Source organism: Massilia rubra (genome assembly GCF_011682065.1).
In the GTDB taxonomy this organism is placed as follows: domain Bacteria; phylum Pseudomonadota; class Gammaproteobacteria; order Burkholderiales; family Burkholderiaceae_D; genus Telluria_A; species Telluria_A rubra.
This window is the reverse complement of the sequence record NZ_VUYU01000098.1, coordinates 1-368: the sequence shown is the minus strand read 5'-3', so window position 1 is coordinate 368 and position 368 is coordinate 1. Positions and strand designations below refer to the sequence as shown.

1 rRNA gene is annotated in these 368 nt (G+C 46.2%); it reads left to right on the top strand.

Features of this window, described 5'->3' with window-relative positions:
* Window positions 1–114 (top strand): 16S ribosomal RNA (locus tag F0185_RS34190); the annotation flags it as partial.
* Between the last annotated feature and the right edge of the window lie 254 nt (window positions 115–368).

Here is a 368-nt window from a genome sequence, read left to right as displayed (position 1 = left end):
CCAGAAGTAGGTAGCTTAACCGCAAGGGGGGCGCTTACCACGGTAGGATTCGTGACTGGGGTGAAGTCGTAACAAGGTAGCCGTATCGGAAGGTGCGGCTGGATCACCTCCTTTCTAGAGTTGCACCAGGCTATAGAGCCGGTTCATTAAGCGTCCACACTTATCGACTGTCAATCAAGAAGAACAGCGCTTGAAAGCGCAAACCTAAGCACCAATGCTTAGGTTTGATCTTTCAGGGATTAAAGCTGTTTCGTTCTTTAACAATCTGGAAGAAGTAAAGTTTTAATCGTTTGGCCGACAGGTCAGACGATGGGTAGTGATTGTATGTATCAAAACAAAGCAACAACGCTGTACTTTCTTATCTCTGT